Annotated in this window: 16 protein-coding genes; 13 read left to right on the top strand and 3 right to left on the bottom strand. The window is 52.5% G+C overall.

Annotated features, from left to right (window positions below):
* The first annotated feature begins 55 nt into the window (after positions 1–55).
* The 6 genes from aroB (at position 56) to trpS (ending at position 5,648) form a co-directional block, all read left to right on the top strand.
* The gene (gene aroB / locus J1781_RS20565; protein WP_129953787.1) at positions 56–1,138 is read left to right on the top strand and encodes a 3-dehydroquinate synthase; all 1,083 of its coding nucleotides are present in this window, start codon (positions 56–58) and stop codon (positions 1,136–1,138) included.
* A gap of 127 nt (positions 1,139–1,265) precedes the next feature.
* A complete protein-coding gene (locus tag J1781_RS20560; RefSeq protein WP_129991450.1) occupies positions 1,266–2,315 on the top strand; it encodes an SPOR domain-containing protein in 1,050 nt (349 codons plus the stop codon).
* A gap of 80 nt (positions 2,316–2,395) precedes the next feature.
* On the top strand, positions 2,396–3,211 hold the full coding sequence (gene dam / locus J1781_RS20555; RefSeq protein ID WP_129953785.1) for an adenine-specific DNA-methyltransferase: 816 nt from the start codon (positions 2,396–2,398) through the stop codon (positions 3,209–3,211).
* Between the two features lie 50 nt (positions 3,212–3,261).
* A complete protein-coding gene (gene rpe, locus J1781_RS20550) occupies positions 3,262–3,939 on the top strand; it encodes a ribulose-phosphate 3-epimerase (protein WP_129953784.1) in 678 nt (225 codons plus the stop codon).
* Entirely contained in the window at positions 3,932–4,630 is a 699-nt protein-coding gene (locus tag J1781_RS20545) for a phosphoglycolate phosphatase (protein ID WP_217234128.1), read from the top strand. Before rpe ends, J1781_RS20545 begins: the two co-directional genes overlap by 8 nt.
* A gap of 1 nt (position 4,631) precedes the next feature.
* The gene (gene trpS / locus J1781_RS20540) at positions 4,632–5,648 is read left to right on the top strand and encodes a tryptophan--tRNA ligase (protein WP_217234127.1); all 1,017 of its coding nucleotides are present in this window, start codon (positions 4,632–4,634) and stop codon (positions 5,646–5,648) included.
* Between the two features lie 78 nt (positions 5,649–5,726).
* Here trpS and cysG read toward each other — a convergent pair whose 3' ends face one another.
* From cysG to nirB, 3 genes are all read right to left on the bottom strand, one after another.
* A complete protein-coding gene (gene cysG, locus J1781_RS20535) occupies positions 5,727–7,121 on the bottom strand; it encodes a siroheme synthase CysG (protein ID WP_217234126.1) in 1,395 nt (464 codons plus the stop codon).
* 75 nt (positions 7,122–7,196) lie between these two features.
* Positions 7,197–7,547 (bottom strand): nitrite reductase small subunit NirD, encoded by a 351-nt coding sequence (gene nirD / locus J1781_RS20530; protein WP_129953780.1) that lies wholly within the window; start codon positions 7,545–7,547, stop codon positions 7,197–7,199.
* Positions 7,544–10,096, bottom strand: a complete 2,553-nt coding sequence (gene nirB, locus J1781_RS20525; protein WP_217234125.1) for a nitrite reductase large subunit NirB — start codon at positions 10,094–10,096, stop codon at positions 7,544–7,546. Before nirB ends, nirD begins: the two co-directional genes overlap by 4 nt.
* Positions 10,097–10,318: 222 nt before the next feature.
* Between nirB and J1781_RS20520 the strand changes: the two genes are divergently transcribed.
* From J1781_RS20520 to argD, 7 genes are all read left to right on the top strand, one after another.
* Complete coding sequence (locus tag J1781_RS20520; protein WP_129991448.1) at positions 10,319–11,602, top strand: cytosine deaminase; 1,284 nt, start codon at positions 10,319–10,321, stop codon at positions 11,600–11,602.
* Positions 11,603–11,747: 145 nt separating this feature from the next.
* Complete coding sequence (gene ppiA / locus J1781_RS20515; protein ID WP_217234124.1) at positions 11,748–12,314, top strand: peptidylprolyl isomerase A; 567 nt, start codon at positions 11,748–11,750, stop codon at positions 12,312–12,314.
* A gap of 304 nt (positions 12,315–12,618) precedes the next feature.
* The gene (locus J1781_RS20510) at positions 12,619–13,824 is read left to right on the top strand and encodes an aldose 1-epimerase family protein (protein ID WP_129953776.1); all 1,206 of its coding nucleotides are present in this window, start codon (positions 12,619–12,621) and stop codon (positions 13,822–13,824) included.
* 97 nt (positions 13,825–13,921) lie between these two features.
* On the top strand, positions 13,922–14,092 hold the full coding sequence (locus J1781_RS20505; RefSeq protein ID WP_013573629.1) for a YhfG family protein: 171 nt from the start codon (positions 13,922–13,924) through the stop codon (positions 14,090–14,092).
* Positions 14,082–14,684 (top strand): putative adenosine monophosphate-protein transferase Fic, encoded by a 603-nt coding sequence (locus J1781_RS20500; protein WP_217234123.1) that lies wholly within the window; start codon positions 14,082–14,084, stop codon positions 14,682–14,684. The genes J1781_RS20505 and J1781_RS20500 overlap by 11 nt, the downstream gene beginning before the upstream one ends.
* Positions 14,685–14,760: 76 nt before the next feature.
* Positions 14,761–15,336: an aminodeoxychorismate synthase component II gene (locus J1781_RS20495; RefSeq protein ID WP_217234122.1), complete on the top strand. Its 576-nt coding sequence runs from the start codon at positions 14,761–14,763 to the stop codon at positions 15,334–15,336.
* Between the two features lie 122 nt (positions 15,337–15,458).
* The gene (gene argD, locus J1781_RS20490) at positions 15,459–16,676 is read left to right on the top strand and encodes a bifunctional acetylornithine/succinyldiaminopimelate transaminase (RefSeq protein WP_129953773.1); all 1,218 of its coding nucleotides are present in this window, start codon (positions 15,459–15,461) and stop codon (positions 16,674–16,676) included.
* The last annotated feature ends 118 nt before the right edge of the window (positions 16,677–16,794 follow it).

Here is a 16,794-nt window from a genome sequence, read left to right as displayed (position 1 = left end):
ATTGGTGTTCATCATTGCCTGAGGGTGTCAGTTAAAGAAGGTCACAGAGCACGACATGGAGAGGATTACCGTAACGTTAGGGGAGCGTAGCTACCCCATTACGATTGCTGCCGGATTGTTCCACGATCCGGCTTCTTTTATGCCGGTAAAGGCAGGCGATCAGGTCATGATAGTGACCAACGAAACCCTGGCCCCTCTCTATCTGGACGCTATTCGTTCAGTGCTGGAGCAGGCAGGCGTTCGTGTTGATCAGGTTATTTTGCCTGATGGTGAACAATACAAATCCCTGACTGTTCTCAATGATGTGTTCTCCGCGTTGCTCAAAAAGCCGCACGGACGTGATACGACTCTGATCGCCCTTGGTGGTGGCGTCGTCGGTGATTTAACCGGCTTCGCTGCAGCCAGTTATCAGCGCGGTGTGCGCTTTGTTCAGGTGCCAACCACGCTGCTTTCTCAGGTTGACTCCTCCGTTGGCGGTAAAACGGCGGTAAACCATCCACTCGGAAAAAACATGATCGGCGCGTTTTATCAGCCTGCGTCGGTAGTGGTTGATCTCGACTGTCTGCGAACGCTGCCTGCCCGTGAAATGTCTTCGGGTCTCGCAGAAGTTATCAAATACGGCATTATTCTGGATGCTGATTTCTTTGTCTGGCTTGAAGACAACATGGAAGCTTTACTGGCGCTGGATATGAATGCGCTGGCGTATTGCATCCGCCGTTGCTGCGAGCTGAAAGCCGAGGTTGTGGCCGCCGATGAACGTGAAAACGGCATGCGCGCCTTGCTGAATCTGGGCCATACTTACGGCCATGCTATTGAAGCCGAAATGGGTTACGGTAACTGGTTGCATGGCGAAGCTGTGGCAGCCGGTATGGTGATGGCCTGTTATACGGCCCATCGCCTTGGGCAGTTCAGTCTGGGTGACATAGCCCGGGTAAAAACTTTGCTGACCCGTGCGGGTTTACCTGTGACCGGCCCTGAAGTTATGGAGGCGCAGTCCTATCTGCCGCACATGATGCGTGATAAGAAAGTACTGGCTGGCGAGCTGCGTCTGGTTTTGCCGAAAGCAATAGGTCAGTCGGAAGTACGCTCCGGCGTATCGCATGAAATGGTGCTGGCTTCGATTGAAGATTGCCGTTAAGACAGTGGTCATCATGGTGGCCACATAACGATCGATTTTACGTTTGCCAGCAAAGCTTTATATTTTTAGTCAGGATAGTTGCTCCGCGTAAAGCCTCTTGAGGCTTTTGCCGGGTTGGAGGTTTTAGATGGATGATTTAACACCGGAAGACGATCTCAAACCAGACACCAGCGATCGCCGCCCACCGCGCGCGCGCAAACCGTCTCCTTCCATTCCAAAAGTTGCGGTATCCCGTCAGTACGTGATGATCGGCATCGGTATTGTGGTGCTGGTATTGCTGATTGTCGGTATCGGCTCTGCCATGAAGTCATCTTCCTCCAGCCAGCCTGCTCAGCAGAACAATGGTCCGAAGGACATTAGTCTCGCGGGTAATGATGCGGCGGCACCTGCTCAGCCTTCTGCTCAGGCTCAGGCCAATACAGCGCAAGCTATAGACGGTCAGCAGCCAGCCGATGGCCAGCAACCGAAGAGTATCGGTTTACCGCCAGTTTCCCCGACACCAACCGAAGCTCAGCCTGTTCCGGATAATGGTCAGGCGAAAGAACGTGTCGATTTGCCGGGTGATATGAGTGATGCGCTCTCTTCCCAGCAAAATCAGGTCGATGGTGTGGCACAAGGCAGCATGGCACCCGCAGCTCAGTCACTGACTTCTTTGCCGACCGCACCCGCAACCGTTAATGGTTCAGCACGTACTCAGGCCCCGGCAGGTTCTCAGCCGTCAGCCACCCATACACGCCCTGCGCAAGCTTCGCGAAATGCGCAACCTGCTCATACTTCGAAGCCTGCTGAGCATAAAACAGCCGCTACGGCATCGCATACAGCGAAAACGCCGGTAACGAAGTCCACTGCGTCATCTGCTCCGGTTGCATCTGCACCGGCTGCAGCTTCTGGTAGCATGTCGGGCATTAAGTCTGCACCAGGTACGCACTTTACCCTGCAACTGAGCGGTGCTTCTCAGTCCAATACACTGAATGCGTTTGCAAAACAGCAGGGCCTGAAAAATTATTTGGTTTATCAGACCGCCCGCGAAGGGAAGCCGTGGTTTGTACTGGTAAGTGGTAACTATGCTTCTTCTGCAGAGGCCAAACGTGCTATTTCCAGTCTGCCTGCGGAAGTTCAGGCTAAAAAACCGTGGGTCAAACCTGTACATCAGGTACAGCAAGACCTGAAAAAATGAAACTGATCTCAACGCGATTTGCTGTCTAAAAACAGGATACAATCCGCGGCTGTGAATTGTATAAGTAGCTAACTGACGGCATGAAGAAGAACCGCGCGTTTTTGAAGTGGGCTGGCGGCAAATACCCGCTGATTGATGACATCAAACGTCATCTTCCGGTGGGAGATTGTCTGATTGAGCCTTTTGTTGGCGCGGGCTCGGTATTTTTGAATACCGAGTATGACGCTTATATTCTGGCGGATATCAACAACGACCTGATCAATCTCTACAACATTGTGAAGACACGCACTGAAGAATTCGTGCGTGATGCACGTGTGCTGTTCACGCCAGAGTTTAACGAATCAGATCGTTTTTACGTCCTGAGGGCTGAGTTTAATGCCAGCAGCGATATTTATCGTCGTTCGGTACTTTTCCTCTATCTTAACCGCCATTGTTACAACGGCCTGTGTCGTTATAATCTCAGTGGCGCGTTTAATGTGCCTTTCGGGCGTTATAAAAAGCCGTATTTCCCTGAAGAAGAACTCTACTGGTTTGCTGAAAAAGCGAAGCATGCGGTATTTGTTTGTGAGCATTACCAGGACACCTTGCTGAAAGCACAGTCTGGCTCGGTGGTTTATTGTGATCCGCCTTATGCCCCGCTTTCTGCGACAGCAAATTTTACGGCGTACCACACCAACAGTTTTAGCATGGATGATCAGCGCAATCTGGCTCGTCTGGCGTATCAGCTTTCTAATGAGAACGATGTGCCGGTGCTGATTTCCAACCACGAAACACCCCTGACGCTGGAATGGTACGCTCAGGCGAAACAGCTGCACCGTGTGTCAGCGCGCCGTACTATCAGCAGTAAAGTTGCCCAGCGCAGCATGGTGAATGAACTTTTAGCGCTATATCGCTGATGGCCGGTCAGCCGGTGATCATCGGGTAAACCTATCGTTTGGAGAAGCGGATGAAACAGTTTTTGATTGCACCGTCCATTCTGTCTGCTGATTTTGCCCGTCTGGGTGAAGATACAGCCAAAGCCCTGGAAGCGGGCGGAGATGTTGTCCATTTTGATGTGATGGATAACCACTACGTTCCCAATCTGACGATGGGGCCAGCCATTCTTAAATCGTTGCGTAACTACGGCATTACCGCACCTATTGATGTTCATCTGATGGTTAAACCGGTTGATCGCCTGATCCCGGATTTTGCCGAAGCCGGTGCCTCTTACATTACCTTCCATCCCGAAGCGTCTGAACATGTTGACCGCTCACTGCAGCTGATTAAAAGCCATGGCTGTAAAGCCGGTCTGGTGTTTAACCCGGCGACCTCCCTGAGCTATCTCGAATACGTGATGGATAAACTCGACGTGATCCTGCTGATGTCGGTGAATCCAGGCTTCGGAGGTCAGTCGTTTATTCCGGGCACACTGGATAAACTGCGTCAGGTTCGCAAGATCATTGACGCCAGCGGTTATGACATTCGTCTGGAAGTTGATGGCGGAGTGAAGGCCGAAAATATCGGTGAAATCGCCGCAGCGGGTGCAGATATGTTTGTCGCCGGTTCCGCTATCTTTAATCAGCCGGATTACCGTACGGTGATCGACCATATGCGCAGTGAACTGGCTAAGGTCTCGCATGTCTGAGCTCCTTGAGGCGCGCGGTTTAGGTTTTGATCTCGACGGTACGCTGGTCGATAGCGCGCCGGGTCTCTCCGAAGCGATGGATATGGCGCTGCGTGATTTCAGTTTACCTGCCGCAGGCGTTGAGCGTCTTAGTACCTGGATTGGCAATGGCGCTGATGTCATGGTAGAACGTGCCGTCCGCTGGGCCGGAGGCGATTTATCGCCAGCTTTCCTGCAGACGGTGCGCGATAAATTCGATCATTATTATGCCGATACCGCCGCAGGTGGCAGCCGCTTATACCCGCAAGTCAAAGAGACGCTGGCAGCATTGGCAGCCACAGGCATGCCCATGGGGCTGGTGACCAACAAACCGACGCCTTTCATTGCGCCTTTACTGCAATCGTTAGGCATCAACAGCTATTTCACGGTCGTGATTGGCGGTGATGATGTCGTGGCGAAAAAACCGCATCCGGCGCCGGTCTATATGACGCTGGCACTGCTTGGATTGCGTGCCAGTGAAATGGTCTTTGTGGGGGATTCCCGCAATGATATTCACGCTGCACAAGCCGCTGGCTGTCCGTGTGTGGGCATGACTTATGGCTATAACTACGGTGAAACTATCGCGCTGACCAAACCCGATCGCGTACTGGATAATTTCGCCGACCTTTTGCCCACGTTAGGGCTGTCATCTTTAAAAGATCAGGAAGCATAAAATGAGTAAACCCATCGTATTTAGTGGCGCACAGCCCTCCGGCGAATTGACCATTGGCAACTACATGGGTGCGCTGCGTCAATGGGTCAAAATGCAGGACGATTACGAATGCATTTACTGTATCGTCGATTTGCACGCGATCACCGTACGTCAGGATGAGGAGAAGTTGCGTAAAGCAACCCTCGATACGCTGGCGCTGTATCTGGCGGTCGGTATTGATCCGAAGAAAAGTACTGTCTTCGTGCAGTCTCATGTTCCTGAACATACCCAGCTAAGCTGGGCGCTGAACTGCTATACCTATTTCGGTGAGCTGGGTCGTATGACGCAGTTCAAAGATAAATCTGCGCGCTATGAGACATCCAACAGCGAAAGCATTACCGCTGGTCTGTTCGATTATCCGGTGTTGATGGCGGCGGATATTTTGCTGTACCAGACCCATCAGGTACCGGTCGGTGAAGATCAGAAACAGCACCTGGAACTCAGCCGAGATATTGCCAGCCGTTTCAACGCGTTGTATGGCGATGTATTTACTGTGCCGGAGCCGTTTATTCCGAAATCCGGTGCGCGGGTTATGTCATTGCAGGAACCGACCAAGAAGATGTCTAAGTCGGATGACAACCGTAAAAACGTGATCGGCCTGCTGGAAGATCCAAAAGCGGTGACCAAGAAGATTAAAAGCGCGATGACGGATTCTGAAGAGCCGCCTGTCATCCGTTACGATATTAAAAACAAGCCGGGTGTTTCTAACCTGCTGGATATTCTTTCCGGTGTGACCGGCAAAGGCATTCCGGAGCTGGAAGCGGAATTCGAAGGCCAGATGTATGGTCATCTGAAAGGTGCGGTTGCCGAAGCGGTTTCAGGCATGCTGACCGACGTGCAGGAACGTTTTAACCGTTTCCGCAGCGACGAGGCTTATCTGCAACAGGTAATGAAAGAGGGCGCTGAGAAAGCCCGTGCCCGTGCCAGCGTGACACTGAAGAAAGCTTATGAAGCGATTGGCTTCGTCACGCTTCCATAATTTCTACTTCGATTGTTAAATCAAAACCACGTCTGCGGACGTGGTTTTTTGCTTTAAGACCTCAGGAACGCGGTGTACTCAATCCTGTTGTGCCGCCACGGTTTCGCTGGCAAACCAGTTAAGTTTCTGACGTAAGCTCACCACACTGCCGACAATAATCAGACTGGGACTGTGCACCTCTTTCGCCAGCTTATCGAGCTCTGTGAGCGTCCCTGTCACCACCCGCTGTTGCTGGCTGGTGCCGTTTTCTACCAGTGCGACAGGTGTTTCTGCAGCCAGACCGTTTTCCAGCAGACGGCGCTGAATCTCTCCGGCCTGCGTGAGCCCCATATAAAAAACCAGCGTTTGCTGGCTTTGCGCCATGCAGGCCCAGTCCACAATGCCGTCCTGCTTCGCATGACCGGTGATCAGCCGCACGCTTTGTGCATGGTCGCGGTGGGTCAGCGGAATGCCACTGTAAGCGGAGCAACCGGAGGCCGCCGTGATGCCCGGCACCACGGAAAATGCGATGCCTGCGGCTTTCAGCGCTTCCAGTTCTTCGCCACCACGACCAAAGATAAAGGGATCGCCCCCTTTCAGCCGGACAACGCGTTTGCCCATCTGGGCCTGTTCCAGCAGGATTTTATTGATGCTTTCCTGCGGTACACAATGATGTCCCGCGCGCTTGCCCACGAAAATCCGCTCTGCGTCACGACGAACCAGATTCAGCACACTGTCGGAAACCAGACGGTCGAAAACCACCACATCGGCCAGTTGCATTTGCTGCAAGCCTTTGAGTGTCAGTAATCCGGCATCGCCCGGTCCGGCACCGACCAGAATGACCTCGCCATGTTTATCCACGGGTTCATGGAATAATGCTTCAAGATATTCATGGGATTGCGCAGTGTCATTATTCGCCAGCGACTGCGCCAGGCGATGATGGTTAAACAGTTTTTCCCACCAGCGACGGCGCTCGGAGGCATCAGGGAAGCATGTCTTGACCCGCGCCCGCAATCCGCCCGCAATCTGCGCCAGTTTGCCCAGATGCTGCGGCAGAATGGACTCCAGACGTTCGCGCAGTAAACGCGCCAGCACCGGCGCATTGCCGCCGGAAGACACGGCGATCATCAGCGGAGACCGGTCAATGATTGACGGCATAATCACGCTGGCACTTTCCGGTGCATCGACCACGTTACAGAACACGCGCCGGTGATCTGCGGCTTCGCTGACTTCCTGATTTACCAGGTCGGAATTGGTCGCGGCGACCACCAGCCATTTTTCATCCACCAGCAGTGGTGAGAATTCACCGCGTAACAGGCGGACTTTACCTTCGTCTGCCCACATCTGAAATTGCGGCGTAAAGGTGAGGGCATTCACCGTCAGTTCTGCGCCAGCTTCCAGCAGCAGACGCGCTTTACGTTCAGCAACATCACCGGCACCAACCAGTAAACAGGCTCTGTTTTTTAACTGACAAAAGAGGGGCAAATAATCCATGGACGCTTCTCTATCAAACTGATGTGGCGGAACAGATAATAACGCCGCCCGGAGGCGGCGTGGAAGGCGTGCAGTTTAGCCGGCTACAGACTGAAGGCTGGCGGTATTGATTTCCACATTGCCGTTCTGTACACGGACCTCGTAAGCCGGAACTGAATACTGTTCGTCTTCCATGCAGACTCCGTCGGTCAGACGAAAATGCTGTTTTTTCAGCGGACTGGCGACCCACAACTCGCCCTGATGTTCCGCGATAATCCCCCGTGACAGCACGCTGGCCTGTGCAAACGGGTCAATGTTCGACAGGGCAAAAATCTGCTCATCAGCGTAAGGACGGAATAGCGCAACCTGCTGATCGCCTGCCAGCGCGCATACACCGCAGGCGGGTAAGATCTGGTCGACGGAACAAAGTGTTAACCACTGGTTCATAATACTTCCTCCCCGCCGGCGATTTGTCTCACCGGAATACGCTCGTCGGGACGCGCCGGACGATGCTGCTGACGCTCACCGACAAACTGCACGTTCGGGTCACGCTGGCTGCTGTTGATAAAATGGCTGAAGCGGGTTTGCGCAGCCGGGTCGTTCAGGGTTTCCTGCCACTCGCAAACGGCCGATTCACGCAGGCGTGCCAGTTCGGCTTCCAGTTGATCGTTAAGCCCCAGTTTGTTATCGATGATGACTTTGCGCAGGTAGCCGATACCGCCTTCGAGGTTATCCATCCAGACCGAGGTGCGTTGCAGCTTATCGGCGGTGCGGATGTAGAACATCATGAAACGGTCGAGATAACGCAGCAGGGTGTCATTATCCAGATCGGCGGCCAGTAAATCACCGTGCCGTGGTTTCATGCCACCGTTGCCGCAGACATAAAGATTCCAGCCGTTTTCTGTCGCGATAATCCCGACATCTTTGCCCTGTGCTTCAGAGCATTCACGGGTACAGCCGGATACGCCGAATTTCATTTTATGCGGGGTACGGATGCCTTTGTAGCGGTTTTCCAGGCTGATGCCGAAACCGAGGCTGTCGCCCACACCATAACGGCACCAGGTGCTGCCAACGCAGGTTTTCGCCATGCGCAGGGCTTTGGCGTACGCCTGACCGGTTTCGAATCCGGCACTGATCAGTTTCTGCCAGATGGCCGGTAAATCGTCTTTTTGCGCGCCGAACATGCCGATACGCTGTGAACCGGTAATCTTAGTGTAGAGATTGTACTCAGCCGCGATTTCACCTATTGCCTGCAAGCCTTGCGGCGTGATTTCACCACCCGGCGAACGCGGTATAACGGAATAGGTGCCGTCTTTTTGCATGTTGGCGAGAAACACATCGTTGGTGTCCTGCAACGGTGTGTGCTGCGATTTCAGCACGTAATCATTCCAGCAGGAGGCCAGCAGCGAGCCGACGGTTGGTTTACAGACTTCACAGCCGTAGCCTTTGCCGTATTTATTCAGCAAATCGTTGAATGAGCGGATGCCTTCAACGCGGATCAGGTGATAAAGCTCCTGCCGCGAATACGCGAAGTGTTCGCAAAGATGATGGTTAACTTCGATGCCTTGTTTGCTGAGTTCGGCATTCAGTATCTGCGTCACCAGCGGAATACAGCCGCCACAGCCAGTGCCAGCTTTCGTTGCTGATTTCAGCGCTGCCACGGTAAGACAGCCACCCTGAACTGCTTTGATGATATCGCCTTTGGTGACGTCAAAACACGAACAGATTTGTGCGCTTTCCGGCAGGGCATCAGTGCCCATCACTGCGCCGCCACTGCCTGCATGAGCGGGCAGGATCAGCGCATCCGGATTTTCCGGCAAAGGAATACTGTTCAGTACCCGTTGCAGCAGATTGCCGTAATCACTGGTGTCGCCGACCAGCACTGCGCCAAGCAGCGTTTTATTATCTTCGCTGACGACCAGGCGTTTATACAATGCCTTGGTTTCATCCAGATAGACATAGCTGCGCGCGCCTGGCGTACGGGCATGGGCATCGCCGATACCGGCCACATCGACGCCTAACAGTTTCAGTTTGGCGCTCATGTCGGCACCCGTGAAAGCGTTATCGCGACCAAGCAAATGGTCGGCGGTGACCTGCGCCATTTTGTAACCCGGCGCGACCAGTCCAAAAGTCCGCTGATTCCACGAGGCACATTCGCCGATGGCATAGGCGTCCGGGTCACTGGTCTGGCACTGATCATTAATCACGATGCCGCCGCGCGGGGCGATCTGCAGATCGCACTGACGTGCCAGTTTGTCCTGCGGTCGGATACCGGTGGAGAACACGATGAAATCGACTTCGAGGAAAGTACCGTCGGCAAATTCCATTGTTTTGCGGGCAGTACTGCCGCCCTGAATGATCTGTTTGGTATTTTTGGCGGTATGAACGCGTACGCCCATGCTTTCGATTTTCTGACGAAGCTGGCTGCCACCCTGTGTATCAAGCTGTTCCGCCATCAGGCCAGGCGCAAATTCGACAACGTGCGTTTCTACGCCAAGGTTTTTCAGTGCCCCGGCTGCTTCGAGGCCGAGCAAACCGCCCCCGACCACCGCACCGCGTTTACTGCGACGGGCACAGGCCTCGATGGCATGTAAGTCTTCAATGGTGCGGTAAACGAAGCAATCCTGACCATCAGAACCGGTAATCGGCGGCACCCACGGGTAGGAGCCGGTAGCAATAATCAGTTTGTCGTAATACACCGTGCGACCGCTGCTGGAGTGAATGACTTTTTCACTGCGGTTGAGCGTAATTGCCCTTTCGCCAATCAGCACATTGACATGATGCTTTTCGTAAAATCCTTCGCGAACCAGTGACAGCTCTTCCGCAGTATGATGGGAAAAATAAGAGGAAAGATGGACGCGGTCATAGGCCACGCGCGGCTCTTCACAAAACACCGTGATATCGAACTGATCCGGTTCTGCTTTATCCAGTAAATCTTCGATAAAGCGATGGCCGACCATGCCGTTGCCAATCATCGCGATTCTGACTTTGCTCATAATTGCCTCAATATTGATTTTCTGAGGCTAAACATAACCCGCGCGTAACAGGGGGTATTGATGCAAATCAAGCCGATCCCAATATACTCCTTAGGGGGTATTTGACTGATTTCATTGGGTTTTTGTGTAACCTTTCGATTTATAAACACTTTCAGGCTATTGTTCTAGGATTGGCTTTTAAAAAACCACAACACAGTCTTTCTAAAAATGGTGAGGTAATGCGTGAAGAAAACTCTTTTGCGTACCGTTAAAAATGTCAGGTTGCCTGGCCGTGAAGGGCTATGGCAGATAGACATCGACGACACCGTGATCCGCCAGATTGTCCCCCAGTTGGACAATGCCGATTACGGCAAACATATCCTTGATGCTGAAGGCGGGCTGGCAATCCCCCCTTTTATCGAACCGCATATCCATCTCGATACCACCCAGACTGCCGGTCAGCCAGCATGGAATCAGTCCGGCACGTTATTCGAAGGCATTGAGCGCTGGGCTGAACGCAAAGCGCTGCTCTCGCATGAAGATGTTAAACAGCGCGCATGGCAAACCCTGAAGTGGCAGATTGCCAATGGCATTCAGCATGTGCGCACCCATGTGGATGTGTCGGATCCGACGCTGACGGCGCTCAACGCCATGCTGGAAGTGAAAGCCGAAGTCGCGCCGTGGATCACGCTGCAAATTGTGGCGTTTCCGCAGGAAGGCATTATGTCGTACCCGAACGGTGAGGCCTTGCTGGAAGAAGCGCTGAAGCGTGGCGCGGATGTGGTAGGCGCTATTCCGCATTTCGAATTCACCCGCGAATACGGCGTTGAATCACTGCATAAAACCTTCGAACTGGCGAAAAAATACGACAAGCTGATCGACGTCCATTGCGATGAAATTGACGATGAACAGTCGCGTTTTGTCGAAACCGTGGCCGCGCTGGCCTTGCGGGAAAATATCGGCCCACGCGTCACCGCCAGTCATACCACGGCAATGCATTCCTACAACGGGGCGTATACCTCGCGTTTATTCCGCTTGCTGAAAATGTCCGGTATCAACTTTGTCGCCAACCCGCTGGTCAATATCCACCTGCAGGGGCGGTTTGATACTTATCCGAAACGCCGTGGTATAACGCGTGTGAAGGAAATGCTGGAGGCGGGGATCAATGTCTGTTTCGGGCATGATGATGTGTTTGACCCGTGGTATCCGCTTGGTACCGCGAATATGTTGCAGGTACTGCATATGGGGCTGCATGTCTGCCAGTTAATGGGATATCAGCAAATTGATGACGGGCTGAAGCTCATCACCACCTGCAGCGCCCGGACTATGAATCTGGAAGGTTATGGTCTTGAAAGCGGCAATGCTGCCAGCCTGGTGATCCTGCCGGCGCAAAGTGGTTTTGATGCCGTACGCCGCCAGACGCCGGTGCAATATTCCGTGCGCGAAGGGGTACTGATCGCGCAAACACAGCTCGCAAAAACGGTCATCCATCTTCATGAAGATTACCCTGTAGATTTCAACAGTTAAGACCGTTAAAAACAGGGTGTAATATTTTGAAATAATTAGAATATTTATTCTCAAGCGTAAATAAAAGTAAAGGTCTGGCGCTGAGCGTAAAGGCTCTTTAGAATCAGTAAGATCTGTTGTTTGTATTCTGGAGAAAGGAACTGTCATGTTTAAACGTACTTTAGTGGCCCTCACTGCGCTGCTATCCCTGACTGCAATGTCGCCCGTTCTTGCGGCCGTTCAAACCCACGTCATGCTGACCACTTCAGCAGGGAATATCGAACTGGAACTCGACAGTGCGAAGGCACCGGTTTCTGTAAAGAATTTCGTTGATTACGCCCAGAGCGGCTATTACAACAACACCATTTTTCATCGCGTGATCCCAGGTTTCATGGTTCAGGGGGGCGGTTTTACGGCTGACATGCAGCAGAAAGCGACCAAAGAGCCCATCAAGAACGAAGCGGATAACGGCCTGCGCAACCTGCGCGGCACCATCGCCATGGCGCGTACTGCCGATAAAGACAGCGCGACCAGCCAGTTCTTCATCAATGTGGCAGATAACGCCTTCCTCGATCACGGTCAGCGTGATTTCGGCTATGCCGTATTCGGTAAAGTCATCAAAGGGATGGATGTGGTAGACAAAATGTCTCAGGTCAAAACCAATAATGTCGGGCCTTATCAGAACGTGCCGACGACGCCGATTGTGATCCTGTCTGCGAAAGTGCTGCCTTAATTTCTCAGCCTTTCTTCCATAATACTGTTTTTCTAAGCCTCCGGTTCCGGGGGCTTTTTATTGCCTGTCTGCTAACACGCTTAAGCTGAAACGCATCAGCTTATGAACCTTCATTCTTGTTTCAGATCTCAATTTCATGTGCAAATTTTCCCTCAACTAAACAATTTTTGCGAGGCCGGGCACGTTACCATCTGCCATTTAGCCTCAAAAACGCTCAACTTGAAGGCTGTCACATTTTTCGCCTGACGGAGTTTGTAGGCTGAATTGCTTTTGGGCTAAATCAATTCAGCAAAAAGGGGTTATTGTGAAAAAATTACTCGCAACCGGGATCGTTCTGGGGCTTTTTTCGTGGCAAGCTGCTGCACAAACTATCGTGCTGACGGATGCTGAAGCCGGTACAGAACTGGGAAACTGGAAGACTGATAGCAAAAAGCTGAACATTGCGGGAACCGATTTCAGCATCGAACAAAAAGTGTTACACGGTGGCAAACAGGAAGGGTCAAAAGTTATTACCATTACCAGCAAGGGACTGACCATCGCTCTCAGCCCGACGCGCGGGATGGATTTATTGCACGTGACCGGCGATAACATTCGCTTAGGCTGGGATTCTCCGGTTCAGGAAGTGGTCAATCCTGCGTACATCAATCTTGAAAGCCGTAACGGTGTGGGCTGGCTGGAAGGTTTCAACGAAATGATGGTGCGTTGCGGCTTTGAATGGACCGGACATCCTGTTACTGCCGACGGCATGATTTATACGTTGCACGGCCGGGCAGGCAATACACCCGCCTCGAAAGTGGTGGTTGAGATCGCCGATAAAGCCCCTCATGAAATCACAGTGCGTGGCTTGCTGAAAGAAGATACCTTTAAGAAAGCCAAGCTGGAAACCTGGACTGAACTGCGTTACGTGCCGGGTAGCCATTCGTGGACTATTCACGACACCCTGACTAACCAGTCGGATTATCCGCACGACTATCAGATTATTTATCACAGTAATTTCGGTCAGCCGATCCTTGAGCAGGGTGCCCGTTTCATTGCGCCGCTGAAATCAATCTCTCCGTTCAATGATTACGCTAAAAAAGGTTTAGCAGACTGGCAGACTTACGCCGGGCCGACCAAAGGCTTTGATGAGATGGTCTTTAACATGGTGCCGCTGGCGGATGCGCAGGGTAAAACGATTGCCGGCGTAGTGAACAAAGCGGGGAACAAGGGCGCATCGATTGAATTCGATACCCATCAGTTGCCGCTGCTGACGCTGTGGAAAAATACCGACACCCTGAAGCAGGGTTACGTTACGGGTATCGAACCGGGCACTAACTATGCCTATCCGGTGACTATCGAACGTAAACAAGGCCGCGTGAAACAACTGCAACCCGGCCAGAGCACGGTCTTTGAGTTGAAATATTCACTTCTGCCGGATGCGCAGGCGGTGAAACAGCTTGAGGATCGGGTGAAAACACTTCAGGCAGATCATAAAACAGACGTGAACGAGACCCCTATCGCTGTTGAATAATCCGAGTTTAGGGCGCTGAGGCTGGCGCCCTTTTTTCTCTGTCTATACTTAACTCCACCAGGTATATACCCGAATAGCTGTACCCAGGGAGGAAAAGATGGCGAAGAAACTGACACTCAGGCAGCAGGAAAAACTTTTTCGCGAACGTCAGCGGCAGAACTTTCAGGCCAGCAGTGCGCTTGATGGTTTGCAGGTTGAGGTTATCACGTTAGACAACGAACAAATTTCACAACGTCTCACCGAACTGAGGAAGCACTATGAACGATAAACTCGTGGCCGGTGCCGACCCTTATTATTATCCCGGCATCAATGTGCTCAAAAACCGGCTGGAAATACGTGAAGAGCATCGGCTGTTGCAGGCTGAACTGGCGTTTACTGCCCTGCGCGCGTCAGCGATGCCGCTTGGGCCTTCAGTGATGGGACTGCCGCATCTGTGTGCGGTGCATCAGTCCTTGTTCCAGGATATTTATACCTGGGCAGGCGAGTTCCGTGAGATTGATATTTATAAGGATGACACGCCGTTTTGCCATTTCGAATACATCGAAAAAGAGGGCAATGCGCTGATGCAGGAACTGGAAGAGGAGAAATTTCTGGTCGGCTTACCGCTGGATAATCTTGCTGAGCGACTGGCTCATTATTATACCGGCCTGAATTTGCTGCATCCGTTCCGCACAGGGAATGGTCGTGCGCTGCGCATTTTTATCGAGCAACTGGTCATTCATGCTGGCTACGACATTGACTGGTCTAAAGTGGATCGGGAAAGCTGGCTGGCAGCCAATAAAACAGCGGTATTTGGTGATGAATCAGGGTTGGTGGCAATTTTTAATGCCGTTGTCAGTGAAATCCCGGAAGAACATTAAGCGACAAAATACTGAGCCCGCGCTGAAAAATGCGTAGAATTGCCCGGTAAATTCTGCGACTTTTACCGGGTATACTATGCTGCTGCTGATCGACAATTACGATTCCTTCACCTACAACCTCTATCAATATTTTTGCGAGCTGGGCGCAGAAGTGAAAGTAATGCGTAACGATCAGCTTACCCTCTCCGACATTGAACAACTTTCTCCTTCACATCTGGTGATTTCTCCGGGCCCGTGTACGCCTGATCAGGCGGGCATATCCCTGCCCGCCATTGTCCATTTCTCCCACCGTTTACCGATTCTCGGCGTTTGCCTCGGGCACCAGGCGATGGCGCAGGCGTTCGGCGCGAAAATCGTCCGTGCGCGGCAGGCCATTCACGGCAAAACCTCACCTGTCCGCCATACCGGCAGAAGCGTCTTTACCGGGCTGAATAATCCGCTGACCGTGACGCGCTACCATTCTCTGGTGGTTGCGCCACAGACGCTGCCCGACTGTTTTGAGGTCACGGCATGGACAGAACGTAGTGGTGATCGCGACGACATTATGGGCATCATGCACAAAACCTTGCCCGTGCATGGCGTTCAGTTTCATCCTGAAAGCATTCTGAGCGAGCAGGGGCACCAGCTTCTGGATAATTTCCTTAAAATCTAATCAGTTAATATTGCTGAAAAAATTACTTCCGCCTCGGGTGCGATTTTCGTTTGCCTGTCTGTGATTTTTTATGCATATTTTGTGATTATATTTTCATATTAATGGCAGCGGGGAGACGAGTAATGTCAGAAAAATCAGCGGTAGATCGGGGTACATTCGATAAAGTCATTTTACCGGTTTATTCACCGGCGAAATTCATTCCGGTGAAAGGTAAAGGCAGTCGCGTCTGGGATCAGCAAGGGAATGAATATGTTGATTTCGCAGGGGGCATTGCTGTGACAGCGCTCGGGCATTGCCATCCGGCACTGGTGAAAGCGTTGCATGAGCAGGGCGAAACCCTCTGGCATGTCAGTAATGTATTTACCAATGAACCCGCCCTGCGACTGGCGCAGAAGCTGATCGATGCCACTTTTGCCGACCGTGTATTTTTCGCTAACTCCGGCGCTGAAGCCAACGAAGCGGCTTTTAAACTGGCGCGTTACTATGCTTCACACCGTCACAGCCCGTACAAAAGTAAGATCATCGCTTTCCATAACGCCTTCCATGGTCGCACGTTGTTCACGGTTTCCGTGGGTGGCCAGCCGAAATACTCCGACGGCTTCGGCCCGAAACCCGCTGACATTGTGCATGTGCCATTCAACGATCTGGATGCCGTAAAGGCGGTGATCGACGACCACACCTGCGCCATTGTGGTTGAGCCGGTGCAGGGGGAGGGCGGCGTTACCCCCGCTACCCAGGCGTTTCTGCAAGGCCTGCGCGAGCTTTGTGACAAACATCAGGCGCTGCTGGTTCTGGATGAAGTACAAAGCGGTATGGGACGCAGCGGCAAGCTGTTCAGCTATATGCACTACGGCGTGACGCCCGATATTCTGACCACAGCCAAAGCGCTCGGCGGCGGTTTCCCGGTCAGTGCCATGCTGGCAACTGAAGAAGTGGCTTCCGTTATGGAGCCGGGCAAACACGGCACCACCTACGGCGGCAACCCGCTGGCCTGTGCGGTGGCTGAAGCTGCGCTGGATATCATCAATACACCTGACGTACTGGCTGGCATCAACGAACGCCGCGAGAAATTCATCAGCGCGCTGGATGCCATCAATCAGAAATATCACATCTTCAACGAGTTCCGTGGTCAGGGGCTGCTGATCGGCGCCGAGCTTGCCGATGCGTATAAAAACCGTGCCGGAGAATTCCATGCCGCCGCCGCAGAAGCCGGGCTGATGATGCTGGTCGCCGGACCAAACGTGATGCGGTTTGCGCCTTCACTGGTGATTGATTTCGCTGACATCAGCGAAGGGATGGAAAGGTTTGAGAAGGCGGTGGGGAAAGTTTGTGGGGGGTGATCCCCACGGCCCCGTCTTTAAACGCTTGATCGAGAAAATTTCGGTTTCTCACTAACATTTATCACATGGCCTCTCGCGCCGAAACCGACCAAGAGGGCTATGACGAGCCCTCTTGGTC

This window comes from Rahnella perminowiae (genome assembly GCF_019049695.1).
In the GTDB taxonomy this organism is placed as follows: Bacteria; Pseudomonadota; Gammaproteobacteria; order Enterobacterales; family Enterobacteriaceae; genus Rahnella; species Rahnella perminowiae.
The sequence above is the reverse complement of the archived record's forward strand: the minus strand, read 5'-3'. Positions and strand labels throughout refer to the sequence as shown.